The following is a 25,724-nucleotide window of genomic DNA, read 5'->3' as shown; positions in this document are numbered from 1 at the left end:
AGCGGTCGCTACTAGAGTCAGGAATTGCAGTTCCTGGCTCTTTTTATATACATTATAACATAAAAATAGTTTACAAAAACAGTTATTCATTTTAAATTGTAGTATAGACAGAAATTTTAGTGAGGAGGGATAGCATGTCGAGAGATAATACAGCTTTAGCAAAATTCATTACATCATTAGGTAGTTTAAATAGTTATGGAAGTACAGTTTTGCAGACAAAAAAAGCTCTAGATACTAATTCAACTAAACCTTTAAGACAAGACAATGATGATGTGGCAATCTATACAGATGCACTAAATGGAATTAAAGCAATTCAAAAAATTGGCTTTACAGTAGATGGAATAATAGCAATCAACAAGGAATTTAAAAGTGATTCAGAAGAAGAACCAAACATGCCAGGACATTTAAGGAATGCTTATTACAACGAAGATGATAGAATAGCAATTATCGTTGATCAAAACACTCAACAAGCATACTATCCACCAGAAGTAATATCCAGAATGGACTTAGAAAATATCGTTAATGAATTTAATAGCTCAGAGAAAACGGAAGAAGACGCTTGGAAAGTTTTTGCTAAATTGAGTAAGCGACAACCTTTTCAAGATGGAAATAAGCGAACAGCTTTAATTGCTGCTAATGCTGCACTTAACACATGGGAAAAAGAGAATTATTTGGTATTACCTTTTAATGATTTAGATAGAGTGGAATTTACTATCAATTTAATGAGATATTACATTGCAGCTAATTCTGAAGAAGAGAATAAGGCATTTAAAAAGATGATAAGTACATTACCAACTCAAAGAGAAGTATTATTGCACAAGCCAATTTCTGATGATTTGAATGAGTTAGATAATGTAAAAACTACTGTCATTAAGTCAATGTTTCGTAAGCATAAAGATAGATAATTGTTTTAGATCATTCAAAAAAGAGCTACAAACGCTAAATACAATCAACGTTTGTAACTCTCTTCGGTGCTAATTAATTATAAGTTAAAAGCCACAAGGACTATTCATTTTCCTAGACTTCGATTTTAGCATAAATCGGATATAAAATCTATTAAATAAAGTACTTTAATATTGATCGAAAGTAGCTAATTTATAAAACTAAACAAAACTATAATTTTTGGGAAATATATACCAGTTTACACAGAAGTTAAACAATTATTGATATGACGGTTGTTTTTTCTTTCAACAAGCATTTCCTGATGAGCAAGCATGCATTAATCATTTAGAAGAATTACGTTGGGCAGGTTTAGTTACTAGCCCTTTTGACCCTACTTCTAAAGTATATAAGTGTGCCAAAAATCGTTACCGTTGCAAGAATACAGGTAAATATTTCAACGTTAAAACAGGAACTTTATTTGATAACACTAAGGTTAAATTACAAAAGTGGTTTATTGCTATTTGGCTTGTTACCAGTCATAAAAAAGGTATTTCATCTGCTCAATTAGGACGTGATATTGGTGTAACACAAAAGACTGCTTGGTTTATGTTACAGCGTATTCGCAAATGTTTCAATATCGAAAACGATAATCATCTAGACGGCGATGTTGAAGTTGACGAAGCATACATTGGCGGTAAAAATAGTAATCGTCATGCTAATAAAAAGGTAAAGAACAGTCAAGGACGGTCTGTTAAAGATAAAACTGCGGTTGTTGGTATGGTAGAACGTAACGGTAAAGCTAATGCTATTCAAGTTGAAGATGTTAAAACCAAGACTTTAACTGATTTAGTAACAACATATATTACACAACAAGCTAATGTACACACTGATGAATATATCGGTTATAATCATATTGGTACTATGTACAATCATCAAATTGTACACCATGCCTTAGGAGAGTTTGCTAACAATGATGTAACTACTAATCGTGTTGAAAGTTTATGGGCAACTATTAAACGTGGTGTTATGGGTATTTATCATTTTTGGTCTAAAAAGCACTTACAACTGTACTTAGATGAATTTGTGTTTAGATTTAACACTCGTGAAGTATCAGAAAGTTACCGTTTCAATTACTTGTTATCAAACATGACAGTTAGGACTACATACAAGGAGTTAGTTTATGGATAAGCAACTATACATTAACGAACTAAAGCGTGTTTTCTTGACTGATGATAATTTAAAATCTACTATTACTCCTGATAATCAAGATATGTACTTTGAATTTCAACAATGGACTTTTGATTTATGGGGATTAAACGCTAATGATTTAAGCGAAATTAGATGGAAACACGACTTTATTATTAAATCGGTACAATCATACCTGAGCGGTGATGATAAACAACTACTAGAGGTCAACACCCTGCTAGAAGTATCAAGCACCAAGAAACAATTTAATGAGTTATACACCAAAAAATATGGTGTAGTTATTGGAAAATTAGACAGTGATACTAAGAAATCAAAAGAACTGTCGTCTTTTGATAAAAAATTAGTAACTGCTTTAAATTATAATTGGAAGGAAGAAGAGTAATGGATTGCAAAGGAGAAATAAAAAAACGAGGCTATCAAAAAAATATAAAATTGAAAGACGGTGACACAATTGCTAACAGAACCAGAAGATAAAAAAGTAAATGATGCAATTAATAAATTAAACTCGCAAGAGTACGTAGGAGTTTTAAATAATTTAGCATCGTCTGTAATGAAGCAGACAATCTCTGCACCAAATGAAGCAACAGTTGCCTCTATATTTGAAAGAGAGTTGTACTATTTTGTTAAAAAAGAATTTGATATTACATTAAATATAGAAAAAGAAGTGACTTCCCAAGACCTTGCTATCCATAATTTCAAAGGAAGAATTGATGCTATTACGACAAATTTAGTTATCGAGTATAAAAAGCCAGAAAAGTTACGCAAAGACAAAGATATAAGAAAAGCTCAAACGCAGTTATCAGACTACTTAAAACAATTGCGGAAAAATAACGAAAACTATTTTGGAATTATTACTGACGGAAGTTTTTATGTCAGTGTCTACTTTATAAAAGACAATTTAAAGTATGATGCGATACGTCAAATTGACGGAGTTTTTTTCATTACTTTGATAAAATCAATTTTAGGCACTAACAAGAAGCAATTAGTTTCTCGGAATATTATTGACGATTTTTCTCTTGAGGGTCACTCAGTTAGTGAACTTAGTAATCTTCAAAAAGAGTTGTTTAGATGCTTAAATAATGAAACGAAATCTGAAAAGGTGCTAATGCTATTTGACGAATGGATGGACATCTTTCACTTAAGTTTTAATGATGATGGGAAAAGTAATACGATTATGGAGCGTAGGGATTCTCTTTCTAAGGTTTTAGGTGTCCCTATCGAAAATAACGAACAAGAGTACCAAGGACTTTTTGCGTTGCAAACGGCATATGCCATTTTGGTTAAATGCTTTGCCTTAAAAATTATTCCTAAAATTGGTTTCAACAGTGATATAGTTTATTTTTCTGATTTATTGGAACAATCACCTAATAATATAAAAAAACTATTTTCTCAAGTTGAAGATGGCTACACTTTTAATGCGAGCAATATAATCAATCTTATTGAAGGCGATTTCTTTTCTTGGTATCTTGATGATTCTATTTGGTCAGAATCAATTGCACAATCAATTAAATCAATCCTTGTTAAGATAAACTCTTATTCAGACGCATCTTTGTCATATCAGTTTGAAACACTAGATTTATTCAAAGAACTTTATATGAATGTAATGCCCCAACCTGTACGAAAAGCTTTTGGGGAGGTCTTTACTCCAGATTGGTTGGCTGATAATGTTGTTACAACCTGTTTAGAAATGATTGATAATGAACAATGGACTTTTCTTGACCCAACATCAGGTTCAGGCACTTTTGTTTTTAAGGCAATTGAAAAAATTGTGGAAAGATTACTTCTTGATGGAAGAAGTAATAAGTATATTTTAGAACAAATACTCTCTCGAGTACACGGTATAGATTTATCACCGTTATCTGTTCTAACAGCTAGAGTTAGCTTTTTATTAGCAATTAGACCATTTATTGATGATAATAATATGGAAATCGAGATTCCAATATATCTAGGTGACTCTGCCCGTCTACCCTTAATAACTAAATTTAACGATAAGTCTTTTGTCTCATATAGTATTGCCACACGTCAGGGAGACATTAATTTAACATTACCATTGAGCTTTGTGGAATCTCCTGATTTCGTTAGAACTGTAAGACAATGGCAAATGTTAGTAAAAGCAGAACATGTTGATTTACTTTCTAACGCAATAAAAAAGCAATTTGCTTGCGATGAAGATATTAATCATTTTGAAAAGGAAATATTATCATTCAGTAATCAATTAGTTTCGCTTCATAAAAAAAATTGGGACGGAATATGGATTAAAGTTATTACAAACTTTATTTTACCGGCACGGATAAAGAATATTGATATTATTGCTGGTAATCCGCCATGGGTTAAATGGGAAAATCTCCCCTCAATGTATGCAAATAAGATTAAGAATGTTGCTGGTGAAAGAGAACTATTTTCTAAAAAGAATAAGGGCCTAGGTGGGGGAATTAACTTAAATCTTGCAGCCCTTATATCGAATGTAACCGCAGATAATTGGTTAAGTAATGAAGGGGTTCAAGCGTTCTTGATGCCAGATACTTTCTTAAATTCCGATTCATATGAAGGTTGGAGAAATTTCCCAAGTACAAAAGAAAATAGTATGTTTTTAGCTAGAATAGATGATTGGTCAAATTCAGGTTCTCCATTTAAGCCAGTACAAGAGAAGTTTTTAACGTATTTTATAGTTAAAAATCCGTATAGTTCAACTTTAGTTAAGTATAATAAAAAATTTCCTAAAGGAATGAATATTCTTGATATCAATTCAAATAAATCATGGAGAGATGTAAAGAAATACTTCTCAAAAGAAAAAGGTTTATTGGTGCAATTATCCGATTCTAGCAATAGGTTTAGTAGAATATATAATGCTACATTGGATGATGTTGAAAAGTTGAAATTATTGTATGGCCAAAATGATTATAAGCCACGCCAAGGGGTTGAATTAACACCTAGAGAAGTTTACGTTTTTGAAAAAGACGATGATGGAACTTATCGAAACCTTGATATAAAAGGTACAAAAATTAAACCCAATCATTTTGAAAAACTCAAATTTGAAAAAAATATTATAAGACCATTGCTTCAAAGTAAACAAATAGGCGCATTTTCCATAAAAAATAGAGATAACATTCAATATGGTTTCTATCCATACGACGAAAAAGCAGATATAATTCCGATGGGAGCTTTGGCTGATAAATATCCTACGATGTTAAATTATCTCCTTGAACAAAAAGAGTTTATTGATAAGCAATCTGAAAGAAGTAAAACTATGTCCAGAGGTAGTGAATTTTATGCTCTCTCCAAAGTCGGAAGTTATACATCTTTTAAATATGCAGTTGCATTTCGGGATAATACTAAGATGGTGGCATCGTTTATAGACAACTCAAAAGATGGAATGATACCTGTAAAACATGCACCTTTTATTAGTGTCGATAAAAATGGTATACCCTTAACTAAAGATGAAGCAAAATATTTAACTGGGGTTATGAATATGCCAATAGTAAATACGTATTTTAAGACGACTTATTCTTATCGTTCATTTAGTATTAATTTTGATATGATGATACCAAAATATAAAAAGAATAAATTTCAAAAAGAAATTGTTAAATTAGTTACATTTGCTTTGAATAGCAATAATGAGAACGAAAAAAAAGAGATTTCTAAACAAATTGAATTTTTATATTTTGACATGTTAGATGAAATGGGAAAAGGAAGGTAAGTATTTTTGTGTGCTCTTTGTGTAAACTGGTATATATTTTCCTAATTTTTTTGTTCTATATTTGATTATAAATATCGTGTTAAATGCTAGTAATAAATATATCTAATATAAAACGGTTTTAAATGTTATTAAATGCGATAAAACTTAATATATGTTTTATAACTTTTAAAATAACTATATTCAATTTGGTTATTATTTATAAAAATGTTTTAAAATGTAACAAAACATTTATAAAGCTTTTAAACACTATAAATTTATACTTTTTATTTGTATGAGTATTCTAAAAACTGGTTTTAAACATTATTAAACTTATTATTTCATTTTATGATTTTTACTCTTAATTGTTCATTTATATCACTATTTTAGAATATATATTAGATTTATTTTTTAAAATTAAATAAAAAGTTAAACGTAGTACAAATTTGTACTACGTTTATTTTTTTAACTATTTATGATGTTTTAATCCTTACTTTGGTGTTTAAAAAATAACATCATTTGTATTTTTTTGTGAGTTATACAAGAGATCTGAATATTCTCTGATTTTATTCTTATTTGAACTATTGAGTTTATAGTAGCTTTTAATCTCTAAATCAATATGTGCAGAATTTTTAAGAAAATCTATATAGTCGAGAACTAATTTCTTGTTTTCTGCAGAAAGTAAGTTTATGTTCCTAATTAACGTAATATTGCTTTTATCTAGGAAGGTCGCACCATTTCCATAAAGAGATTCAGGTGGAATATTCAAGTATTTACATATCTTTAAAAAATTATCAATACCAGCCTGATACCTCTCTTTAACATAGATACTAAAGTAGTATATGGCATATCAATATTCTTTGCGAACGCTCTAAGACTACCATATCTATCTTTTATTATTGTACGTAAAAATTCTTCCCTATTCATAGTTATTCTCCTAAAGTTCTAATTATTATTTTGATAGCCTAAAAGCCAAAAAGCATCAACATCTAAAGCTTGTGCTAGCGAGTAAATAGCGCATGGTTTAGCTTTATATTTTCCCTTTAAATAGCCGGTTATAGAAGCACGACTAATACCTGAGCGTCTAGCTAGTTCAGCTTGAGAGATTCCTTTATTTTCAATAGCAATTTTTAAGCGGTTTTGAAAATTATTAATATTGTTTTTAACGAATTCATTATAAGCATTTAAAGATACAAGCACTGTATAAAGTATTAGATCGTTGATAGTTAAGTTGTATTTTTGAGCATGTATTTCCAAAATAGTATGCAACTCATCATCAACAATTAGGTTAATCCTAGTATTTCTTTCTTTAGGAATTTCTGAAATATTAATAGGTGTTGCATCGGTAAGACTGAAGAAAGATACCTTCAAATATGCGTATAAAGAAATTTTCATAAAGGTGTTAGATGTAACGTTCAATTTATTTGCGGCATAGGTTAAATTTTCTCTTAGTTCTTTAGGCATTCTAACAGTTATTCTGTAAATTTTATTCGTATCCATAATATCATCCTTTATAAAAAATATTTTTAAACAAAAATATCACAGCTTTTAATTTTTGCAATAATTGCCATTGAAGTTCTTGTTAATGGCGAAAATTGTAAGGATAAATTAAAAAATATATTTTGATTTATAGAAAGGAGGAAAATTAAAAAACACTATAAAAATTTGAACGGAAGGAGAAATTGCAAAATGGATAAAGAAAAATTAACTATAACTTTATCAAAGCAGGTAGTTGAAATTTTAGAAAAAATCAGCAGAAGGTCTCTGATGAGCAAAGAAGAGGTGGTGACATTCGCAATTTTAAACCTTGGAGGAGAAATGGAAGAAGTTCATAAAAATAAAAAAGTGAAGTAATTATATAAAAATCACTCCACTATTAATATATTTTATTTTAGATCTTTTAATACAGACGTGTAATACTTAACAGCATTTACAGAAGCGTAATACATTAATTCATCTATAGATAGACCATATTTAGTTGATTGTCGTTTCAATATAGAGTAAATCCAATTATTTACAACCAAAGTGATATTTTTATTATCAGTTTGGTTTTTTTGAATGATGGATAGATTATCTAACCTAGGGACATCTAAATACTTGAATATTGATACTTTTATTAATGCTGATGTAGACACTCCTAATTCACCAGAAAGTCTATGTAGTTCATCAGTTAGATCTGCAGGTAAATTAAAAGTGAGAGTAAAAGTGAATGATTTATCTACAGAATTAGAGGCATCATCAGAATAACCCATGAGCCAAGCTTCGCTGACATTCAACGCACGAGCTAATGGATAAATCTTGTCTTGCTTTGCTTCGTATTTTCCCTTTAAATAGTCGGTTATAGAAGCACGACTAATACCTGAGCGTCTAGCTAGTTCGGCTTGAGTAATTCCCATATTTTCAATAGCTTCTTTTAATCTTTTTTGAAAAACGTTCACTGATATTTCACCTCCCCATCTACAGATGTAATACTTACTGTGTACTATTTTATCATAAAATAAGAAAGAAATTCGTAGAAAAAGTTGATAAATAGTAAATTTAGATTTACTCTACTCATAAAGAAAGCTTTACGAATAAAATAAAATTTTTGGAAGAGGTGGTATATATGGAGGCTGTATATGACTATTCTTTGCTCAAATTAAGAATGAAGGAATTTCGTTTATCTCAGCAAGATTTAGCTGATGAAATAGGGATTAGTAGAGTTTCGTTGAATAAAAAGTTGCATAGTATTACAGGATTCAAGCAAAATGAAATAAAGAAGATATGTGCTATTTTAAACATAAAAGATAAATATATCAGATTTTATTTTTTTACTAATGTTGTAAAGAAAGTCGAATAAAATAACAAATTATTGTTTATTTTTATTTGAAAAACATAAAAATAAATAGGATAGAAAAATATTGATGTAATCAATAAAAAATAAACAAAAAGTATCAATATCTAGTAGCAGCTTTGGCATACTGTGAAAAAATATAATCAATTAAAAAATAACTAAATAAGGCGGTGGTTTAAATGAGTAAGAGGGACGTAAAACAAATAACGCTCCGACTACCTTTGGAGGTAGATGAAGCGTTAAAAGAAATTAGTGAAATAACCTCAATAAATATTAAAGATCTGATTTTGTTAGCAGTTCTGAATAATAATCGAAAGTTCTTTTCCTAGAATATCTTTTTAAATATGATGACTAGTTAAATTACATGAAGGGATTCGAGTCCCTTAACTTTAATTACAACTTAAGAATTGTTAAAAAAGTAATCTAGTTTACAATTCTTAGTTTGGTATAAAGGTGGGCTATTTCACTAAATTACAATAATTTCTCCTGAAGATATGCATAAAAAGTATTATACCGTGCAATTCTTAAAGATCATAAATTATATATTAATAAAAGTTGGTGAGTAAGATGAGAAAAAGAATGACACTTCGTTTATCAGATAACATACATAGTGAAATTAAAAAGGAAGCTAAAAAATTAGATATCTCAACAAGAGATTTAATAATTCTTATCCTTCAGAACTATGTCTGTCAAGGTACTCACGAATTGCTACAAGAATTTCCTTAGAAACTGGACGAAAATTGTTATCAGCTACTTCTTTTAATTCATCAAACAATTCTTCAGGCATACGCAAAGTAAATCTTTTAATATTATCAGACATGATTCAACCTCCTTGATGTCATTATACACTAAAAAGGTGTCATTTTTCTTATTGACACCTAATAGACACCAACATATAATAATAGGTGTCAAGTAGGTGTCTGAAATGGCTGAATTTACTTTAAGATTATCTACGGAACTTGATGATAGTTTAACAAAGCTAGCTGAAAAAGACGGAATTACTAAAACTGAGGTTATCAGAAAAGCACTAAGAGAACATATAGAAAAACAAAAAAACAAGTAGAGTGCAGGTGCTAAGTAAGGGTTCGAGTCCCTTAACTCTAATAGCAGCTTTGACATGGCTGCAAAAATAAAAAACATATCAATATCAATCCAAACAAAACATACTAATTAGTTCCTGTTATGGCAACGCTTAAGCGTGGAAGTTCGATTCTTCCGACAGGAATTACAACTCTATTTGATGAGTTGTAAAAACTAACCCCCATAGGCTACCTCATGAAATAAATTATTGCTTACTCAAACTATTACTAACTGTTATTAATCGCATCGAGGTAGCTATTAGGAGAATGTGTCTTTAGGGCTAGAGTTCAATCTCAGCATTCTCATAGGCTTTACCGAAGCCTATTATTTATCTATTTTTTATTTAATTTAGTTGTTGTGGCTAAGCATGATCCTGGATGCTTCAGAAGGTTCGATTCCTTCTTAGCCGTTAAACGTTAATGTAAAAAAAGGAAGTGTCAAATATGCGAAAAGAAAACAAAGTTCCACAAAATTTTCTCTTTATAGACGTAGATTTATTTAATAATCCTAAATACCATACTTTGAGTAATACTGCTAAGTTAGTTTATTCTTTGTATACCTCTAGATTTAGGATTTCCTTCTACCACTATCTGGAAGAAGATTACACTTATTACGATGCAGAAAAGGGGTTATTTATATATTTTTCTAATGAAGATCTAGCTAAAATTTTGCATGTCTCTACACGTAGTATCACGAACTATAAAAGAGAGTTATTAGAATTTGGACTAATTGAAGTTCAAGATACTAAGAATAACGGACACAGAATATATGTAAAGGATGTGGAAGTAACTCCAACAGATCTTGATAAAGAAGATTTAGTAATGCCTTACTTTGCTACTGACAAGGAAGAATATCCTAGTGAGGTAATTAGTGATACAAACACAATGGAAAATAATTCCGTAATAACGGAAAAAATTTCTAACAACAAAGAGAAAAAAATTCTATTAAGTAAGAGAAATTTAAAAACAAAAGATATTACATATGATTCAGGTACGGGATATATTCCTAATAATAATTCAACTCAACCTCAAACTAACTCTTATCTAAGAGATCTATCTGTTGAATCCATTGGAAATAGAATTAAGAATCAAATATCTACTCCTGTTTTCGCAAAAATTAAAATGTTGGCTCAGAATTCTTACGAAAAAATAAAATTCTATGCTGACACTATTTTTAAAGCTAAAAGTCAAGTAATGAGTCGATTATTGAACAACCCTAATTGGCTATATCGCCAAGAATTTCAAGAAGCTACACGCTTTGAGAGTAATATTTTCCTTGCTGATGGGTTAGAAAAATCGTTATTGAAACTAGCTGAGATTATGTATAAATCTGATACTAAAATCCATTCTGAAGAGCGTTTGTCCTACGTTTACTTAAGAAATGGTCTAGCAAATTCGACCAAGAAATATTTACTTGATAATTTTGAATTTTCTGATGATGAAAGATATCAGATAACGCAGGCCTTAGCATTTTAGGAGGTGGATTTTATGGAAAAAAAGGATGTATATGCATACACTCCGACTGTAAATATTGAGAAATATGAAAAATTGGATTCTGAAGAAAGAAAAGATTATTTGTCTTTGGACAAAAGAATGCACAGAATAACTGAAGGCTTTGCTTACGATGTGGGGAAAGTTTTAAAGGATGCTCAAGAGAAGTTTAGAAATCAAGGGCGAAAAGATATATTCTCGTTCACAGATTGGCTCAAATCGTGGGGATTTGCCAAGAGTAGAGCATATCAGTTGATTAATTTTACCGAGTATGTTGATAAATTGCAAAATAACACTGAACTAGATGGCCAGAGCATGGTTGAAACGTTCAACTCCTTGCCGAAGATGATGCAGTATAGCATTGTCAAAGATAGGGATCCTGATCATCAAAATCAAGTTGAAAAATTATTGTCTGAGAAAGTGACAGAAACTGAGCAATACAAGAAAGTTCTGCAAGACTTCTATAACGCTAAAGATGCATTAGATGTATCACAAGCCAAACAAAAAGAACTGGAAGCTGCAAATCGTGAACTTCAAATAAAAAATATCGCAGTCCAAGAAGAAAATGCAAAAACTCAATCAAAATTGATTGAGAGTCAGCAGAAAATTCATAAATTACAAACAGAAAATTATAAACTACAGAACCAACCTGTAGAACAAATCCAAGTTCCACCTGCTGATTATGGTGAAATAAAGCGCTTAAATAAAAAGTTAATTCAAGATTTAGAAAAATCTGAAGAGAAAGAAAAATCTTTGCGAGAAAAGTTAGAGCAAAGTCAAAGTGAATCTGATAAGGATTTAAGTCATTTAGAAGTTGAGCTTAAAAAGGTTAAACAGGAGAAATTGGAGTTAGAAAAACTATTACAAAGCGATCAAGTTAAACAAAATTTGGAAGACTTTAAAAAAGCAACAGTGATAGTTGCAGAGATAAAAAGGTCTTTGGTAGAAGTTGGAAAAAAATTACGAAAAGATGAGATTAAAGCTTTAACAGCAAAGGACTTAGAAAGCTTGGATTTTGGCGAAATCGTTGTACAAGTCAGTGATTTAATTGACTGTTTAAATGAAATTCAGGAGACAAGAAGAACGATAGAAGGAGAGTATTCAGAGATATAGGGGGATTGAAATATGATTGTCAGTGGTTACTTTCTGATGCAGACAGGGTGTGATGTGATTCAGCGGTTCTGGAAAGTGCCGAGTAAATTTGAGACATTGATAAGTAAGACTAACTTGAGTGAAAAGACTCTGTTGGTAATGGCACCTGACATGGAAGGGTATGTACATGTAGCAATTTTGGCCAATAAGAATATCAGACCTAATTCCTTAAAGCAAAATGCTTTAGTTTTAGGAAATATTCTAAATATTATTCCTACAAAAGAACATACACCTTTAGTTCTGACAGATTATTTACTTGAATTACCATTCGAAGTTATTAATCAAGGAATTGAAACTTTAATTCAACTACATTCTTCGGAGGACGATGGCAATGATGAAAGAAAAGTGGAAGTTAATAGAGGAAGCCAAACAAAAATCTGAGATTTTAGATGCAACAATTCATGGTACTTGGTTTGAAGAAGTAGAAGAAAGCCGTAGTGAACACAATAGGAGAAAAAGAAAAGTGATAGTTTTCTACAAAGTATTTGGTATTACTACATTTATTCTGATTTTACTATTAGTAATTTATAACATACAAGTGGGATAGGGGATTGTGATCATGAGTGAAGAAGAAAAGAAAAAATACAGAAATAGAAAAATAGTAACCGTAATTGTAATGGGAATATTAGTGCTAATATTTGGACTTATTGGACTATTGCAACTAAATTCTTTAAAAAGAACCCCGACAAGTGAGAGAACAGAAGCTATAAATTCTAATATTCCAACGATAGTTATGTTTTATTCAAAAACTTGTCCAGACTGTAAAAGAGTTATTGGAACAGTTAAACTTGCAAGATTTAAAAGCTATGGTAATCCTACCAGGCAAGATTATGGAGTAGCTTTTGTTGAGGTGAATACACCTGATGATAAAGACTTGGTTAATCAATATCATATAACAAAAACTCCAACATTTATGATCTTTAAAAATGGTCAACCACAAGCAATTGGAAGTGCAAATGGATTTGATGTATTCCAATACGCAGGAACAGATAAGGAGCAAATAAAGAGTTTATATACCAACCTTGTTTTGAAGCAAGGAGGAGATAGTCAATGATTGATGAGATAATCCAAAAGTTCAGATCATTTAGGAGTAAATGGCAAGAATTTCTAAAAAAACATCATGAATGGTATATGGATCATGCACGTCAACGTAAATTAATTATCTTTGGTGTGTTAGTCACATCAATGATTGGATTACTAATTGGTACAAGATTTGTACCATCAAAAAGTAGATTTCAAGATACACCAATTGGAACAGGTTTATCTTTTGGTAAAAATAACAACGCAACAATTTCGATGGATTCTAGAAAATATAATGCTAATCAGAAATTTATGGTAATTAAATTTATAGTTAAATCAGATGGCAGTCACCCAATTGATCCTAAATATGTAAGCTTTAAAGCAGTAACTTTAGAAGGACAAGATACTAAATACCAAGTTTTACCATTAGCAAATAGCCAATATATTTTACTTTTATCAAATCTTTCAAAAGGATATAAAGCAATTCAAATAAAGGCAATTAATCATCAACCTAGTGTAGATAATTCCACAATGGATACTGAAGCTGCATTAGATGTAACAGATAGTAGTTCTAGTTCTTCTTCTGAAAGCACAAAGAATGATCCTGTTACAAAAGATGGAGTAAATTTTGTTATCAATGAAGACAATAAATTTATTGATAATAAGCTAGTCAAATTATCACAAAAAGATTATGCAGTTCAATCTTTGACTCAATCAATTAAGATCTTGAATAAGAGAATTGATAAGCAATATGAAAATATTGAATCATTCCAAAAACAAATTGTAGCTGATAAAAACGCAATTCAAGCTGCAGAAAAAGATAGACAGTATCAAGTGGATCAATCTGATACAGATAATCAAATAGCATCTGCTAAAGCGGATATTAAATTTCAGGAAAGTTCTATCAAACAGTCTAGAAAGTTGATTAATACGTTGAATGATCAAATAGATCTTTACCGCAAACAAATTATGGATGTGGAATCAGGAAAATATAAGTTCAAAAAGCCAGTTAGTGCAGATAGTTTAAGATGATATCGGAGTGTAAAAATAGTCTAAATGAGGAGCATAGGAATGGCAAATAAATCAAAAATAGTACCAAATGTGTACAAGAAAGCTTTTGAATCTGTAGCATTAAAAGGACAATCTCTAGCTATTAGCTGTGTTGAAGGCGAAATTAGTTATGAAGATGCTTTTATTGAATTGATTGACGACTTAACATCTGTTGAGATGGCCATTGAAACTGTAAAGAAAGAAGAGAAATTTTATGGATAGACTATATCTTTTTATGAACAAAAAAGTGATAGAAGAAAATAAACAATTAGCTGAAGAAAATTATAAATTGAAAAGGCTAATTAGATCATATAGACAAGTAATTGCTGATTTACAAACAGAAAATATGTCATTAGAAAAAGAGTTATTTGAGGAAGAATTTGAAGATGATGGAACTGAAATTCCTGCTGATCTATGGGAAAAGCTATAAAAATTTGTTAAAGCGTTAAAGTACAAACAATTTAGAAGAATTGAGTAAAGTTATAACTGTGGTTGGTAAGTACTTTGCTATGATTAAGATTTAAAAAATACTAACAAGCAGGCCTTGTATCCACGATATTTTGAGTTGGTCTTACGCTTTGAGAACGTAGCAAGGTATTGCAAAGTTAAGCTGTTCTTTGCATCAATAAACACAAAGATCAAACACTTTTAAAGTCACGTCATAAAAACAGCACAACAGAATCTCCTTTAAGTTTAGTTGTTGTAGTTAGCCCTATATCCACAAGATCTGAGTGGTCACTTGCTTTTGAGAACAAGATAGGGTGTAGGCGAGATATAAGATCGAGCTTTTATATTTTGCCTAGAAGATTTTGGGTGATAATAATTCACCCTTCACACTTTCTTTTAAATACTACTACAGGTTGCAAGAAAAAATAATATGAAGGGACGTGGGCTACCTTCATTGCATATAATATTATTTTTTGTCTATACCTTGCAGCTAGTCCTACATCCACAAGATTTGAGTGGTCGCTTACTTTGAGGGTAAGGTAGGACATTAACATAATCAATAATCTACTAAGGGAAGTGATTGATATGATTCATGCAGTGTTGTATACAAAGCCAAAATGTGTTCAATGCAAAATGACTAGAAGAAAGATGACAGCTTTAAATTTTCCATATGTCGATAATTACTATGGTGATTGTCATGAAGATAATTCGATTGATGTTGAGAGTTCAGATGAAAAGAAGCGTAACTGGTCGATTGAGAAAATTGAAAAGCTCAAACAAAAATATCACATAAAAAGTTTGCCATTTATAAAAATTGTTGATGATAATAATAAAGTTTTAGATTCATGGGTAGGATTTCGGCCAGATAAAATTTCTGAATGGTGTTCAAAAATAAAATGACATTTAAAAATAAGTGTGTAGTATTTACAGGTTCTCTTCAAAGTATGTTGAGAAAAGATGCAATAGAAAAAATAAATGCTGCTGGAGGCATTGTTAAAAATTACGTTTCAAAAGAAACAGATTATTTAGTAATTGCTCCTAGACAGTTAGATATGTTTGAAGAGGAACGTAAAAGCAAGAAACAAATAGCTGCAGAAAAAATTAATATGAATGGCGGAGAAATAAAAATAATTTCAGAAGAAAAGTTTCTAAGCATGTTGAAATAATCTAATAGATAAAGATAAACGATAAATGAATTTCTCAACAAAGAGAGATTAAAAAATTAGGCCGTCACAAATGTGATGGTTATTTTTTATAGCATTTTAAAATTGTTTAACAAATGTTTTACGTAAAATAAGCGTAAAACAAAGTGTAAATTAGTTGTAAAACAAGTGTTAAATAGCTGTGTAACAAGCGAGAAAATTTGGTCATTGAGAGAATGCCGACACTGTCGGCTCATCCGCCTACGGATGACCATTCTCACTTATGCTCTTTAGCTTAGTTGTACAGAAAAGCAAAGCTTCGTTTTACAACTTAGCTAAATGATTTTGTAGTTTTGCTTCTTTCGTTTCGTTTTTCAAAAAAAGAAATAAAAGAAGTCGCCTTTGATTTTGAAAAGGCGAAAATAATGGCGAAACTTTTCTTGTAAAAAATAAAATTTTATTGTGAGATTGTGGAGGTGAACACCATGAAGTATAAAGATGCTCATATAAGATTTGATATTGATTTGTATAAAGAACTTGAGATGGAATCAAAAAAATATAATGAAGGAATAACAGCAGTAGTTAATAGAATAATTTCGGAATATTTTAACAAAAAAAGGTGGAGTAGTAGTAATCCTGAAGTAATAAATGTTTTAACTCGATTAATTGAACATGAGAATAACAATACTCATATTTTAAAAGATGCTTTGGAAGTTTTAGTAGAAAATAATCAATTGAGTAAAGAGAATCAGCAGAAACTAGATATCTTGATTGAAGATAATAATAATATTTTAGGATACGATGATATTTTAGATAAGTTAAATGATAGTGAAAATTTGTAAGGAGATTTTATCATGGGTAAAAAATTTACAGGATTTAGAATGAACGAACAGGTAGAAACACAACTTAATGTTTTAGAGTTGATGATTAAAGATAAACCAGAAAGATTTCTGCATGCCCCTGAAAATAGAAGCGCATTGATTAATCTAATGCTAGGCGACTATGCTAACTTTTTGATTAGTAATTTTAAAAAAGGAAAAAACTACGATGCATTAAAAAAACAATTAACAGATTTGAATACTAGAAAACCAATCAGTAAAAATGAAAGATTAATTCAGGCTAACTTTGATAAGTTAAGTGCGATATTGTATCTATTAATATCAACTAACCAATCTCTGCAACGACTTGATATGAATGATTGGAGAAATATTCAATCAATGTACAAGCAGGGTACAGTGGAGCATGAGATTTACAACAAATTAAAAGATATGGTCGAAGAAGATAAAATCAGAGCGGTTAAAAATGCAAAGCAAGCTGGAAGGAGGATAAAAGAATGAGAGTTAGAAATAGTTCAGAGTTTTATAGTTTATTACATGCACTAGAAAATTTAGATCCTGAATGGTTTGTTCATGTTGGAGAAGAAAGCAGACCTAACATTTATTTAGATGATGGCGATTATAAAATTCCTGTTGAAAAAATTTTATTGGAGAGACAATTATTAGCAAAGCTCAGAAATGTTTTAGGCATGAATTCTAGAAGTTGGCGAACTGCAGAGAAGAAAGATGAAATTAGATTATACGTCACTTTCTATCGTCAATTTGGTTTGACTTATGCACAAGTTGCTGATATTTTAAAAATCCCTGCAAGCACATTACGACATGATTTCCCAGAATTAAAATATAACGAAACCATTAGTAAAGATTTCAAACTATCAACCGATATTTTTGGAAATCAATTAAAAGCTAACGAGATTTGATGAGGGAAAATACAAATGACAGAAACACCAGATATAATTTATACTCAACAATTTGTAGCAGCAAATGTTCAATATTTAGATTATAGTGAGCGTGAAGAAGCTGTTGATCTTTTAAACGATTTTAATTTAGAAACTGGAGAGTCTAATATTCAACATGACAGTGATGAGAATTTAGCAGGATACTTAGGTTATACAGATAGAAAAGCTGCAACAAAATTAGAAGATGGTCTAACAAATGTATACCCAACCTTTACGCAAGATTCTTTAAATTTAACAAAAAAACAACATCACGAACTAGCTGATAAAATTAGAGAAGCACAAAAAAATAAATCCATGTTGTGGCAAGGTGTTGTATCATTTAATCCAGATTTTTTAGAGAGGGCAAAGCTATACGATCCTGAAACTGGAGTAGTAAATCAACGAGCAATCAAAAGAGCAGTTCAAAAAGCAATCCCTGAGATGCTAAAACAAGAAGAGCTAAATGTTCCAGAAACATTTTGGTGGGCAGACATTCATTTGAATACAAATCACGTCCATGTTCATATAGGCATTTCTCAAACTAAAAATACTAGACCATTAAAATTTGGAGAACCTAAAGGAACATTTCAAGCAAAGTCATTGAAGAAAATTAAAAGTATAGTTCACAGAGAAGTTGAGGATAAGGTTAGTCGAAAACAAGATATCAACTTAGAAAAGAAAATAGATGAACTAAAAAAAGATGTTGTTGATCAGTTGAAAGAAAATTTACAACAACAGCAGCAACAAAAAATGCTAGAACAAATTTGGTATGCATTACCTAAGTATAAAGATAAAAGACGCTGGAGAGCTAGTAATAATAGTTATGATTTTAGAGAAGCAAAGTTACTAACAGGTAAGTTAGTTGATAATCTTTTAAAAACAGATTTAAATCAAGATTATGAAAAATATCTCTCAGCAATCAAGCAAAAGGATTCTGATAATAGAGAAAAGTATGGCCAGAATATTCCAGATCCTATTCCTAAAAAGCAAAAGGATTTGCATGATTATCTAATGAATAGAGTATTTGACGAACTTAGAGAAGTAGATGCTGTTTCTACTAAAAATAATTTTAGTGAACGTGTTAAATGGTTAGGAATTGAAGGAAATAATGAATTAATAGAAGTACTATCTAAACAGTTAAAGAATACAAAATCGGATATTAAGGCTAAAAAATTAAAGAAAGAAATTGGAATTAGAAAATATTATGTAGGTGTTTTGATAAAAGAAAACAAGAATAAAAATTATTTGGATCAAATATCTGAATTAAAAGAAAAAGGTTTGGAGAATAACGTTCAAGACTATTTAATTAATGACCTTCAAGAAAAGTATCGCTTAGGTGTATTACAACTAATTCCAAGAAATAAAAGAGACAATGATAATAAAACAGAATATCAAAAACTGGTAAATAAGCACGTTGATGTTAGCCAAATAAGTGTAAAGAAAATAAATGAAGAGATAGTTGCTCAAAAAAATCAATATCTAGATGAGTGGCTAAAGGTAGTTAAAAATGCAAAGGATCCGAATGTACAGATCTATTTAAAAAATCAAGGACTAGAGAATGTTAATTTGTCTGAGTATGTGGATCTTCAAAAAAGGATTATGCAAGCTAAATTAGCAATAAAAGATAATAATAAGAAGTATGGGAACAATGTTAGTTTGAGAAATCAGAAAAACGGCAAATTGTTTAAACAATTAAAAAAAGACTATGAGGATTTAAAAAACATAAATTCAAAAATAGATTTAAATCAAACACAGATAAGATTAAATCAAGCAAGTAATAGTAAGAATGTAAGTAGACAGAAAAATAAGACTAAATCTTTGGCCAAAAAAGAAAATACAGAAAGAAAGTCTAAGAATAGTATTTCTCCTAGATTACTTAGCAAACTATCTTCTGCCTTAACAAGTGTAAAAAAAGAAGGTCAGGAAAGAATTAATGCGTTGAGAAGAAATCTAGATAAAGAAGATGACTTTGAAAAACAAGATAGAATTGATGAAATTGAAACTGAAACAGGACGTTCGATGGATAGATAGTAGGATAAAGTGTGCTAGCTAGTGTATTAAAATTAAAAAGGGGGTGGTAAGTAATTCTTGAATAAGGTAAATTCTCAATGTATACTTAATGTTGAAAGTAAATAATACAATTTAGGAGAAAAATGGCTTCAAAAAAGACAAAATTTAGATATAAAAAATTTAGAAAAAATAGCTGGAATGAAGTTATTAAAGATAAAGGAATTGCTAGTCGGAATGAATTGTGGTTAGATATAGTATCATTTGTCTTTAGTGCGTATTCTACGGTTGCTTCATTTGTAATTTCTGATAATAATGCTTGGAAAGTACCTTCAGTTATGGTATTTGTCATTATTAATGAATTGAAAATTTTTGGAAGATTACAGGTGTATAGAAAAGTAATGAAGAATGAAGAACACAAGGGTTTAAAAGTTTTAGCAACAATAATTATCTATTTAAACTATATATCCATAACATTTATAATTGTATTTATTTATTTTTTGATGAGTGTTCATTTTAATACAATTATTGAGTTAGTAATAACAATTAAGGGATTAATTTTTCTTGTAGGTTGTGTAAGCATATTTATTACGGGTATTATAGATAAAATTACATGGGGCCTACTGAAACCAGAAAAGGACGTGAATTAATATGGTTGGTATGACTATTATCTTCTTTATAGTAACTATGATACTTATATCTACATTATTTTATTTAGTTATTTACGCCTTTGTGATGGATTTAAGCCTAGCTAAAGATATTATTGTCAATTCAGTAAAATTGTCTTTATCTAAAAAAAATCGAAATGAATTTATAGAAGAGTACCATAAATTATTGAATACTTCTTTAAAAAATATAGCAGCAGAGATAGTTCAAACTAAAGATAAGGAACTAGCTGCTGATTTAGAAATAGATGACATTGAAAAGGTGAAAGCCTTCAAAAAATCATTAACAGAAGTAATAAGTGATAAAACTTATGAATTTATGAGTTATGAAGATGTAAGGGATTATTTAAATGAAGAAAAGATATTTAATTTTACAAGTCAAATATATATAAATACTAGATTATATTCTAATCCCCAAATGTTGCTTCTATATAAAAATATAAGAAAATATAAAGATGGAAAATTAACAGAACTAGCTCTGTATGAAGAAATTAGAAAAGCGCTAAACATGAGTTCAAGTAGGGCTAAATTAGAGTTAGAAAGTTTGAAAAAAGTTAATAATAAGTCATTATCTGTATTAGCTAACTTGGTTTTTGCTAAAGATGTAAAGGAAAATAGAGTAGATAATTTCCAAAAAATGTATAATGCGATAGCATAAATTTATAGCATCTCATACTCAATGTGTGAGGTGTTTTCTATTTTATTCTATTTTATTTGTTAATGAGTATTTTGATGCAGACACAGATAATTTAGTTAAAGATGTTCAGTTAAGAGGAGCTGAACTTAGTGATTAAAATCAAACAAGGAGATATTGTTACTATTGATTTTGATTCATCAAAAGGATCTGAAATTAGGAGAAAGGACCTCTGAATGTAGCTGAGTTTTTGCTTATCAGCCAATATACCGAACACAATTTCAGATAATGATAATTTTTTAACTAGGCAGGTGAAAACAATGTTCGAAGATAAGTATAGCTTTACTCAAGATCAAAATAGAAGGTTTGCTAAGATGAATCTAACGAGACTAGTATTTACTAACTCAAGATTTGAAGGGGTGAACACTACACTACCTCAGACGCAAACAATCATTGATGGTTTAGGAGTTGATGGTGTGCCTATTGATGATATTAATGTAATTGTCCAATTAAAAAGAGCATGGCAATACATAATTAATGAAGATAGGCCAGTGTCATTAAGAGTAATGAAAAATATCAATAGTGTAGTTGCTAAAATGGATTCTTTGGCTCCAGGAGAACTCAGAAATGGTAGTGGCTTTGTTGCAACATTAAGAGGAGACTCTGTACCACTTGATGTTGACGAACAGGCAGAAGAAAAGTACTTGCAGGAATTACTAGAAAATAAGGATAAATCTGCTACGGAAAAATCAATTGAGTTAATATATCATTTAATGAGAAATCAAATCTTTTGGGACGGAAACAAAAGAACTGCAACATTAATTGCCAATAAATACATGATTGATAATGGAGCTGGATTGATTAATATTCCTTTAGACTACTGGGACGAATGGAATAAGTTAATTTCTGACTATTACTACGACAATGATATGAGTAAAATTAAAGAATGGACTTATAAAGTTGGAATTCAGGGAATAGATAGTTATAGAAATATTTCCCAAGATAGAGAAAATTTTGTGAATTTAACTAAGCGTAAATCTAAAGAAAGATAAAGGATAAGATTTTAATTTTAATCTTAATGTTAATTACTCACTTATAATTGAAAGGAAGAAAAGTATGATACACAACACAACACAACACAACACAACACAACACAACACAACACAACACAACACAACACAACCTAATTATGTAAATAGTCAAGTTTTATTTGTCAAGCTTTTTTTGCATAGTTTACTATCTTTTTTAGGTAGTAGACTATTTTTTGTGTCATCACGAAAGGTGGTGGCATAAACGATGGATATTTACAATGATTATGAAGTTTCTGAAACAAATACAGAAAATCTTTTTAGAGATTTTTACGGTGCTAAGACATTTATAGAGAAATCAGCCATTCCTAAGAGATATGGTTTTAAATCAAAGCAAGGAACAAAATATAAAGGATATCCAGATTTCTTTTTAGATACCGCTGATTTTTCTATTGTTGTTGAAGCTAAGGCTCTAAAACATTCCTCAGCAGAAGAAGAAATAAAATGGTATATGCTAAATAATTCAATTGACAAAAATATAGTTGGAATAGCTATTTCAGGACAAGAATTAAGTCAAGTTAAATTAACATATTTTTATGTTACTTCCTCAAAAAAAGAGATAAATAAATTCCGTGTATCTGATAAGTTTGTTTCAATAGATAATCTAAGTAAAATTCTTAATAAGCATCTTCGTGGTGAAAATATTTCGAATGAAGAATTATCAAAGATATTAAAGAAAATAAACGAAAAATTTCATGAAAATAATGTTAAAGATACAGAAAGAAGTCTGCTTTTTTCAGGAATGCTTATTGCTTTGACAAATACAAACTTTCGTTCAATTTATAAGTCAATTGAAAAACCAAGTACAGAAGAAATTGCAAAAATTGAACAAGCTGTTCCAGAATCAATGTACATGAGTGACGAACTTCTAAAAGCAATTAATATTCAGTTAAAGAGTAGGGTTAATAATTTATCAAAGAAGTTTAGTTGGATAGATCAATTTTCCTTCATTAAAAATTTAGAATTAAATTTAAGCGAATATAAAGATATTTTAAGTGAAATACATCAAAAAATATACATTCCATTTCAAAATGAAGAAAAGCAAGATGTATTAGGCAGAGCATATAAAATATTTTTATCCAGATCAGGAAAAATTGATAATAAAAACATAATTTTAACACCAGATCATATCAAAAGTTTAATGGTAAAATTAGCGAGATTAAATTTAGATGATGTTGTTTTAGATACTTGCACGGGAACTGGTGGCTTTCTTATGGAAGCAATGGAGAAACTTAACAACCTAGCTAAAGACGATGAAAATGAATTAGAAAAAATCAGAGAGCATAAGCTAATTGGCTTTGAGTTAGACTCTACACTTTTTGCATTATCATGTTCAAATATGTTTTTACATGGTGATGGTCGTTCAAATATGCTATATCGAGATAGTCTTTTAAAAACGAATAAAAAGCAAAAATTTATTAATCAAAAAGATGCAGACTTATATAAATGGATCAAAAAACAAAAACCAACGAAGTGTATTATTAATCCTCCATATGAGAAAAATAAACCTATTAAATTTGCTCAACAAGCAATTGACTATTTAGAGCCTAACGGTAAATTAATCATTATTATGCCTAGCCCAACATTGACAAAAAATCAAATTGGCAAAGAAAGTACAAGTTTAACAAAAAAATTATTAAAAAGTGCTAGGCTAGATTATGTTATAAAGATGCCACTTCAAATCTTTTCTGAACAAGGCCGTACCGTCAATACCTCCATTTTTGGATTTACAAAAACTCCACATGAAAAAGATGATGAGGTGCTATTTTATAACTTAAAAGAAGACGGATTAATTTCAGTACAACATAAAGGGCGTATTGACAAATACAATAAATGGAACGATTATGAGAATCAAATTCTTTCAGCCGTTAAAAATTCTAAAGAAATAGACAGAATAAGTAAGAAAAAAAGAATCTTTAAAGATGGAGAAGTTAATTGTGCAGGATTTGAAGTTAATGAAAATGGGCATAATATGATTAAGATTAAGGATCTTTTTACCATAGAGAAAGGAACTCTAGCTTCAACCAATGCTAACCCTGATGGACAATATAATTTCGTTACGGCCTCAAGCGAATGGAAAAAAAGTGATTATTATGACCAAATAGGGCCAGCTTTGGTATATGCTACAAAAGCTAGCGGTTCATTGGGGAAGAGTCAATATATTGATGGAAATTTTGTAGCAAGCAATTTGTGTAATGTTTTAAAACCTAGAAAAAAATATGAAATTAATTTGAAGTTTTATAATTGGTATTTTTCTGCAATTAGAGAGCAAATTATCGCTGATTTAGCTGATGGAACTTCTAAATTAACTATCTCTGAGAAGTCATTAGGTGATTATTACATTGAGTACTTTGATATTGAAGAACAAGACAAATTTGTTAGAAAATACATTTCAAAATATGATTCTTTAAAGGAAGAATTAAAGCTAGCTGAACAAAACTTAAACGCTAAAATTAACGATCTGATTTAAATAACATTTCACATATGTGAGGTATTATTTACCCTTACAATTGTGTAACTATAATTAGAACTAGCGTTGATAACTGGATTTAATTAAATATATGAAAAGGAACTTAGTCAATTTAGATTAAGTTCCTCTTTTGATTCATAGGACTAATATTTGTTTGCAAAATATCCATCTAAATATCCCCAGAATCTTTCCCTGTCTTTACTTGAAATGGGGATATCATGATAGGTTGTTGCTAGCATGATCATTCTAGCTAAATCTGTTTCTATTGGAGTAGCGTATTTACGTTGTTCAGTAATTTTTGAAACACCAATCAAATCGGTGATAGGTACTTTAAAGAAGTCGGAGAGCTTTATTAGCTCATTAATTGATAGTCTACGTGTGCCATTTTCCAACTTTATGATAGCATCACGACCAACTCCAAGCTCATGTGCTAATGTAATTTGGTTGACTTTGTACTTTTTTCGGAGAGAGATAATGTTGTCTTTTAGCACTTTATCAGTTTTAGTTAATTCCATCTTTCTTTCAACTCCTTTATATATCAAGCTTTATTTTAATTCTACTAACTTGTTACAAAAAAATCAAATTTTGTGCTAAAAGTCAACATACTAGTTAAAAGTAAAATTCTCCTAACACGTTAAAGAAAAAATAAAAAATGTTGAAAAAGTCAACATAATAACAGTTGACAAAAGATAAAAACAGTTGTACACTAAGCTTGTAAAGTTAAGAAATTTTTAAAGTATGTTTTATGTTTGTTTTGATAAGGGTTTTATTAAAAGGAGGAAATCTCTTATGAAAAAGAAAGTTTTAACTACAACAATTGCAACTGGATTAATGGCAGCAGGTGTTCTAACAACACAGAATCCTGCAAGTGCAAAGGCGGACACAGTTCCAACAGGGGATAATGCCACTTCTACTAATGAAGTAGCTACTCAAAAAAGTGATGCTAAAACTATTGCTCAAAATAATGTAAACACAGCTCAAAATAATTTAGATAAAGCTAAAGCGGATACACAAAATGCAAGCGATAGTTTACAACAAGCTAAAGCAAATGAAACAACAGCACAAAAAGCAGTAGACGAACAAACAAATAAAGTTGCTGATGCTCAAAGTA

Annotated in this window: 29 protein-coding genes and 2 pseudogenes; 26 read left to right on the top strand and 5 right to left on the bottom strand. The window is 29.9% G+C overall.

Annotated elements, in window-relative coordinates:
• Positions 1 to 134 precede the first annotated feature (134 nt).
• The 4 genes and pseudogenes from FC55_RS08765 to FC55_RS08750 all read left to right on the top strand — a co-directional run bounded on the left by FC55_RS08765 (position 135) and on the right by FC55_RS08750 (position 5,785).
• Positions 135 to 905 carry a Fic family protein gene (locus FC55_RS08765; protein WP_003699180.1) on the top strand — a complete coding sequence of 257 codons (771 nt, stop codon included), beginning with the start codon at positions 135 to 137 and terminating at the stop codon, positions 903 to 905.
• A 262-nt stretch (positions 906 to 1,167) separates the two neighbouring features.
• A pseudogene (locus FC55_RS08760) lies at positions 1,168 to 2,070 on the top strand (IS1595 family transposase); the annotation flags it as partial.
• Positions 2,063 to 2,470: a hypothetical protein gene (locus tag FC55_RS08755; RefSeq protein WP_003699176.1), complete on the top strand. Its 408-nt coding sequence runs from the start codon at positions 2,063 to 2,065 to the stop codon at positions 2,468 to 2,470. The pseudogene FC55_RS08760 and the gene FC55_RS08755, both read left to right, overlap by 8 nt.
• Before the next feature lie 69 nt (positions 2,471 to 2,539).
• Positions 2,540 to 5,785 (top strand): Eco57I restriction-modification methylase domain-containing protein, encoded by a 3,246-nt coding sequence (locus FC55_RS08750; RefSeq protein ID WP_035149268.1) that lies wholly within the window; start codon positions 2,540 to 2,542, stop codon positions 5,783 to 5,785.
• A gap of 759 nt (positions 5,786 to 6,544) precedes the next feature.
• Here FC55_RS08750 and FC55_RS10160 read toward each other — a convergent pair.
• Entirely contained in the window at positions 6,545 to 6,688 is a 144-nt protein-coding gene (locus FC55_RS10160) for a hypothetical protein (RefSeq protein WP_003699173.1), read from the bottom strand.
• A gap of 18 nt (positions 6,689 to 6,706) precedes the next feature.
• Positions 6,707 to 7,261: a helix-turn-helix domain-containing protein gene (locus FC55_RS08740; protein ID WP_003699172.1), complete on the bottom strand. Its 555-nt coding sequence runs from the start codon at positions 7,259 to 7,261 to the stop codon at positions 6,707 to 6,709.
• Between the two features lie 189 nt (positions 7,262 to 7,450).
• On the opposite strand from FC55_RS08740, the gene FC55_RS09950 reads away from it, so the two are divergent.
• Positions 7,451 to 7,615, top strand: a complete 165-nt coding sequence (locus FC55_RS09950) for a hypothetical protein (protein WP_003699171.1) — start codon at positions 7,451 to 7,453, stop codon at positions 7,613 to 7,615.
• 32 nt (positions 7,616 to 7,647) lie between these two features.
• Here the strand turns inward: FC55_RS09950 and FC55_RS08735 are convergent, their stop codons facing one another.
• On the bottom strand, positions 7,648 to 8,199 hold the full coding sequence (locus FC55_RS08735) for a helix-turn-helix domain-containing protein (RefSeq protein WP_003699170.1): 552 nt from the start codon (positions 8,197 to 8,199) through the stop codon (positions 7,648 to 7,650).
• A gap of 167 nt (positions 8,200 to 8,366) precedes the next feature.
• On the opposite strand from FC55_RS08735, the gene FC55_RS08730 reads away from it, so the two are divergent.
• The gene (locus tag FC55_RS08730) at positions 8,367 to 8,600 is read left to right on the top strand and encodes a helix-turn-helix domain-containing protein (protein ID WP_003699169.1); all 234 of its coding nucleotides are present in this window, start codon (positions 8,367 to 8,369) and stop codon (positions 8,598 to 8,600) included.
• 661 nt (positions 8,601 to 9,261) lie between these two features.
• Here the strand turns inward: FC55_RS08730 and FC55_RS08725 are convergent.
• A complete protein-coding gene (locus FC55_RS08725) occupies positions 9,262 to 9,414 on the bottom strand; it encodes an Arc family DNA-binding protein (protein WP_003699167.1) in 153 nt (50 codons plus the stop codon).
• Between the two features lie 105 nt (positions 9,415 to 9,519).
• On the opposite strand from FC55_RS08725, the gene FC55_RS08720 reads away from it, so the two are divergent.
• The 19 genes from FC55_RS08720 (at position 9,520) to FC55_RS08630 (ending at position 24,613) form a co-directional block, all read left to right on the top strand.
• Positions 9,520 to 9,657: a ribbon-helix-helix domain-containing protein gene (locus FC55_RS08720; RefSeq protein ID WP_003699166.1), complete on the top strand. Its 138-nt coding sequence runs from the start codon at positions 9,520 to 9,522 to the stop codon at positions 9,655 to 9,657.
• 460 nt (positions 9,658 to 10,117) lie between these two features.
• Positions 10,118 to 11,149, top strand: coding sequence for a replication initiator protein A (locus tag FC55_RS08715; RefSeq protein ID WP_003699165.1), 1,032 nt, complete (start codon positions 10,118 to 10,120; stop codon positions 11,147 to 11,149).
• A gap of 12 nt (positions 11,150 to 11,161) precedes the next feature.
• Positions 11,162 to 12,277: a hypothetical protein gene (locus tag FC55_RS08710; protein ID WP_003699164.1), complete on the top strand. Its 1,116-nt coding sequence runs from the start codon at positions 11,162 to 11,164 to the stop codon at positions 12,275 to 12,277.
• Between the two features lie 12 nt (positions 12,278 to 12,289).
• Positions 12,290 to 12,697, top strand: a complete 408-nt coding sequence (locus tag FC55_RS08705) for a hypothetical protein (protein ID WP_003699163.1) — start codon at positions 12,290 to 12,292, stop codon at positions 12,695 to 12,697.
• On the top strand, positions 12,648 to 12,863 hold the full coding sequence (locus FC55_RS08700; RefSeq protein WP_003702394.1) for a hypothetical protein: 216 nt from the start codon (positions 12,648 to 12,650) through the stop codon (positions 12,861 to 12,863). Before FC55_RS08705 ends, FC55_RS08700 begins: the two co-directional genes overlap by 50 nt.
• A gap of 12 nt (positions 12,864 to 12,875) precedes the next feature.
• On the top strand, positions 12,876 to 13,370 hold the full coding sequence (locus FC55_RS08695) for a thioredoxin domain-containing protein (protein WP_003699161.1): 495 nt from the start codon (positions 12,876 to 12,878) through the stop codon (positions 13,368 to 13,370).
• A complete protein-coding gene (locus tag FC55_RS08690) occupies positions 13,367 to 14,368 on the top strand; it encodes a hypothetical protein (RefSeq protein WP_003699158.1) in 1,002 nt (333 codons plus the stop codon). Before FC55_RS08695 ends, FC55_RS08690 begins: the two co-directional genes overlap by 4 nt.
• Positions 14,369 to 14,407: 39 nt before the next feature.
• The gene (locus FC55_RS08685) at positions 14,408 to 14,608 is read left to right on the top strand and encodes a hypothetical protein (protein ID WP_035149260.1); all 201 of its coding nucleotides are present in this window, start codon (positions 14,408 to 14,410) and stop codon (positions 14,606 to 14,608) included.
• Positions 14,601 to 14,816, top strand: coding sequence for a hypothetical protein (locus FC55_RS08680; protein ID WP_003699156.1), 216 nt, complete (start codon positions 14,601 to 14,603; stop codon positions 14,814 to 14,816). The genes FC55_RS08685 and FC55_RS08680 overlap by 8 nt, the downstream gene beginning before the upstream one ends.
• A 602-nt stretch (positions 14,817 to 15,418) precedes the next feature.
• Complete coding sequence (locus tag FC55_RS08675; protein WP_003699155.1) at positions 15,419 to 15,733, top strand: glutaredoxin family protein; 315 nt, start codon at positions 15,419 to 15,421, stop codon at positions 15,731 to 15,733.
• A complete protein-coding gene (locus tag FC55_RS08670; protein WP_035149439.1) occupies positions 15,730 to 15,999 on the top strand; it encodes a BRCT domain-containing protein in 270 nt (89 codons plus the stop codon). Before FC55_RS08675 ends, FC55_RS08670 begins: the two co-directional genes overlap by 4 nt.
• Before the next feature lie 461 nt (positions 16,000 to 16,460).
• Positions 16,461 to 16,817 (top strand): hypothetical protein, encoded by a 357-nt coding sequence (locus FC55_RS08665; protein WP_003699152.1) that lies wholly within the window; start codon positions 16,461 to 16,463, stop codon positions 16,815 to 16,817.
• Positions 16,818 to 16,829: 12 nt separating this feature from the next.
• Positions 16,830 to 17,312, top strand: coding sequence for a hypothetical protein (locus FC55_RS08660; RefSeq protein WP_003699149.1), 483 nt, complete (start codon positions 16,830 to 16,832; stop codon positions 17,310 to 17,312).
• The gene (locus tag FC55_RS08655; protein ID WP_003699148.1) at positions 17,309 to 17,731 is read left to right on the top strand and encodes a hypothetical protein; all 423 of its coding nucleotides are present in this window, start codon (positions 17,309 to 17,311) and stop codon (positions 17,729 to 17,731) included. The genes FC55_RS08660 and FC55_RS08655 overlap by 4 nt, the downstream gene beginning before the upstream one ends.
• A 15-nt stretch (positions 17,732 to 17,746) precedes the next feature.
• Complete coding sequence (gene mobP2 / locus FC55_RS08650; protein WP_003699147.1) at positions 17,747 to 19,780, top strand: MobP2 family relaxase; 2,034 nt, start codon at positions 17,747 to 17,749, stop codon at positions 19,778 to 19,780.
• A gap of 122 nt (positions 19,781 to 19,902) precedes the next feature.
• Entirely contained in the window at positions 19,903 to 20,406 is a 504-nt protein-coding gene (locus FC55_RS08645; RefSeq protein ID WP_003699146.1) for a hypothetical protein, read from the top strand.
• Position 20,407: 1 nt separating this feature from the next.
• On the top strand, positions 20,408 to 21,079 hold the full coding sequence (locus FC55_RS08640) for a hypothetical protein (RefSeq protein ID WP_003699145.1): 672 nt from the start codon (positions 20,408 to 20,410) through the stop codon (positions 21,077 to 21,079).
• 296 nt (positions 21,080 to 21,375) lie between these two features.
• Positions 21,376 to 22,107 carry a Fic family protein gene (locus tag FC55_RS08635; RefSeq protein ID WP_003699144.1) on the top strand — a complete coding sequence of 244 codons (732 nt, stop codon included), beginning with the start codon at positions 21,376 to 21,378 and terminating at the stop codon, positions 22,105 to 22,107.
• A gap of 244 nt (positions 22,108 to 22,351) precedes the next feature.
• Entirely contained in the window at positions 22,352 to 24,613 is a 2,262-nt protein-coding gene (locus FC55_RS08630) for an N-6 DNA methylase (protein WP_003699143.1), read from the top strand.
• A 143-nt stretch (positions 24,614 to 24,756) separates the two neighbouring features.
• Here the strand turns inward: FC55_RS08630 and FC55_RS08625 are convergent, their stop codons facing one another.
• Positions 24,757 to 25,128: a helix-turn-helix transcriptional regulator gene (locus tag FC55_RS08625; protein WP_003699142.1), complete on the bottom strand. Its 372-nt coding sequence runs from the start codon at positions 25,126 to 25,128 to the stop codon at positions 24,757 to 24,759.
• A gap of 274 nt (positions 25,129 to 25,402) precedes the next feature.
• Here FC55_RS08625 and FC55_RS08620 point away from each other — a divergent pair.
• A pseudogene (locus FC55_RS08620) lies at positions 25,403 to 25,724 on the top strand (SEC10/PgrA surface exclusion domain-containing protein); the annotation flags it as partial.

The sequence above is a fragment of the Ligilactobacillus salivarius DSM 20555 = ATCC 11741 genome, from assembly GCF_001435955.1.
Taxonomy (GTDB): domain Bacteria; phylum Bacillota; class Bacilli; order Lactobacillales; family Lactobacillaceae; genus Ligilactobacillus; species Ligilactobacillus salivarius.
Note: the sequence above shows the minus strand (reverse complement) of the source record. Positions and strands in the feature narration are given on the sequence as shown.

Coding starts and splice junctions, on each gene's coding strand:
- FC55_RS08715 (WP_003699165.1), top strand. CDS start 10,118: ATGCGAAAAGAAAACAAAGTTCCACAAAATTTTCTCTTTATAGACGTA.
- FC55_RS09950 (WP_003699171.1), top strand. CDS start 7,451: ATGGATAAAGAAAAATTAACTATAACTTTATCAAAGCAGGTAGTTGAA.
- FC55_RS08635 (WP_003699144.1), top strand. CDS start 21,376: ATGTTCGAAGATAAGTATAGCTTTACTCAAGATCAAAATAGAAGGTTT.
- FC55_RS08670 (WP_035149439.1), top strand. CDS start 15,730: ATGACATTTAAAAATAAGTGTGTAGTATTTACAGGTTCTCTTCAAAGT.
- FC55_RS08675 (WP_003699155.1), top strand. CDS start 15,419: ATGATTCATGCAGTGTTGTATACAAAGCCAAAATGTGTTCAATGCAAA.
- FC55_RS08705 (WP_003699163.1), top strand. CDS start 12,290: ATGATTGTCAGTGGTTACTTTCTGATGCAGACAGGGTGTGATGTGATT.
- FC55_RS08665 (WP_003699152.1), top strand. CDS start 16,461: ATGAAGTATAAAGATGCTCATATAAGATTTGATATTGATTTGTATAAA.
- FC55_RS10160 (WP_003699173.1), bottom strand. CDS start 6,688: ATGAATAGGGAAGAATTTTTACGTACAATAATAAAAGATAGATATGGT.
- FC55_RS08645 (WP_003699146.1), top strand. CDS start 19,903: ATGGCTTCAAAAAAGACAAAATTTAGATATAAAAAATTTAGAAAAAAT.
- FC55_RS08655 (WP_003699148.1), top strand. CDS start 17,309: ATGAGAGTTAGAAATAGTTCAGAGTTTTATAGTTTATTACATGCACTA.
- FC55_RS08720 (WP_003699166.1), top strand. CDS start 9,520: ATGGCTGAATTTACTTTAAGATTATCTACGGAACTTGATGATAGTTTA.
- FC55_RS08730 (WP_003699169.1), top strand. CDS start 8,367: ATGGAGGCTGTATATGACTATTCTTTGCTCAAATTAAGAATGAAGGAA.
- FC55_RS08640 (WP_003699145.1), top strand. CDS start 20,408: ATGGTTGGTATGACTATTATCTTCTTTATAGTAACTATGATACTTATA.
- FC55_RS08630 (WP_003699143.1), top strand. CDS start 22,352: ATGGATATTTACAATGATTATGAAGTTTCTGAAACAAATACAGAAAAT.
- FC55_RS08625 (WP_003699142.1), bottom strand. CDS start 25,128: ATGGAATTAACTAAAACTGATAAAGTGCTAAAAGACAACATTATCTCT.
- FC55_RS08700 (WP_003702394.1), top strand. CDS start 12,648: ATGATGAAAGAAAAGTGGAAGTTAATAGAGGAAGCCAAACAAAAATCT.
- FC55_RS08685 (WP_035149260.1), top strand. CDS start 14,408: ATGGCAAATAAATCAAAAATAGTACCAAATGTGTACAAGAAAGCTTTT.
- FC55_RS08755 (WP_003699176.1), top strand. CDS start 2,063: ATGGATAAGCAACTATACATTAACGAACTAAAGCGTGTTTTCTTGACT.
- FC55_RS08765 (WP_003699180.1), top strand. CDS start 135: ATGTCGAGAGATAATACAGCTTTAGCAAAATTCATTACATCATTAGGT.
- FC55_RS08660 (WP_003699149.1), top strand. CDS start 16,830: ATGGGTAAAAAATTTACAGGATTTAGAATGAACGAACAGGTAGAAACA.
- FC55_RS08695 (WP_003699161.1), top strand. CDS start 12,876: ATGAGTGAAGAAGAAAAGAAAAAATACAGAAATAGAAAAATAGTAACC.
- FC55_RS08725 (WP_003699167.1), bottom strand. CDS start 9,414: ATGTCTGATAATATTAAAAGATTTACTTTGCGTATGCCTGAAGAATTG.
- FC55_RS08690 (WP_003699158.1), top strand. CDS start 13,367: ATGATTGATGAGATAATCCAAAAGTTCAGATCATTTAGGAGTAAATGG.
- FC55_RS08740 (WP_003699172.1), bottom strand. CDS start 7,261: ATGGATACGAATAAAATTTACAGAATAACTGTTAGAATGCCTAAAGAA.
- FC55_RS08680 (WP_003699156.1), top strand. CDS start 14,601: ATGGATAGACTATATCTTTTTATGAACAAAAAAGTGATAGAAGAAAAT.
- FC55_RS08710 (WP_003699164.1), top strand. CDS start 11,162: ATGGAAAAAAAGGATGTATATGCATACACTCCGACTGTAAATATTGAG.
- mobP2 (WP_003699147.1), top strand. CDS start 17,747: ATGACAGAAACACCAGATATAATTTATACTCAACAATTTGTAGCAGCA.